Annotated in this window: 1 protein-coding gene; it reads left to right on the forward strand. The window is 61.1% G+C overall.

Annotation, left to right across the window (positions count from 1 at the left end; all coding sequences use genetic code 11):
* Nucleotides 1–877: glycine--tRNA ligase subunit beta (locus NKJ08_RS38795; RefSeq protein ID WP_352786418.1), on the forward strand; the 877-nt coding region annotated here is incomplete at both ends.

Here is an 877-nt window from a genome sequence, read left to right on the forward strand (position 1 = left end):
CTTTCGAAGAAAGAGGAAGTCGGCACTCCACGCGAGACGACCCCCTCTGTCGCCTTCGGCGACATCTCCCCCTCAAGGGGGGAGATTGCCGCGCTGGCGCGACGCGCCGCCATCCTGGCCAAGGCCGATCTCACCACCGAAGTCGTCGGCGAATTCCCCGAGCTGCAAGGTCTCATGGGCCGCAAATATGCGCTGCTGCAGGGCGAGCATCCGTCCGTTGCCGCCGCGATCGAGGAACATTACAAGCCGCAGGGTCCGTCAGATCGCGTGCCGAGCGATCCGGTTTCGATTGCGGTGGCGCTCGCCGACAAGCTGGATACGCTGGTCGGCTTCTGGGCGATCGATGAAAAGCCGACTGGATCGAAGGACCCCTATGCGCTCAGAAGAGCGGCGCTGGGGGTGGTCAGGATTTTGGTCGAGAACGGGGTGAGTTTGGCCGGTAGCCCGATACTAATTCGGCTCTTCAACCGAGTACTGACAACCCTATACCTTCGCGGGAAGTCTGAATCCTTCTCTCAAATAGAGGCGCTACCGAAGTCGGGAATTTCAGACGATTTTGTTGAGGATTTGGAAGGACGTTTTGGCGGGTCAGTGAAGGCAGTAGACGATAGCGACGATCTGGGAGTTGCGGAATTTTATCCCGGTTGGTCGGAGGAAAAGTGTTCAGATCTCCTCGCCTTCTTCCACGATCGCCTAAAAGTCTATCTCCGCGATCAGGGCGCGCGGCATGATCTCATCGATGCTGTGTTGGCAAGCGGCGCTGCCCCCTCATCCGGCCCTTCGGGCCACCTTCTCCCCGCTGGGGCGAAGAGGCGGGCGCCGGCGATGGCGACCGCTTCTCCCCGCGGGCAGAAGGTGGCCGCGAAGCGGCCGGATG

This window comes from Mesorhizobium sp. M0244 (assembly GCF_040321795.1).
In the GTDB taxonomy this organism is placed as follows: domain Bacteria; phylum Pseudomonadota; class Alphaproteobacteria; order Rhizobiales; family Rhizobiaceae; genus Mesorhizobium.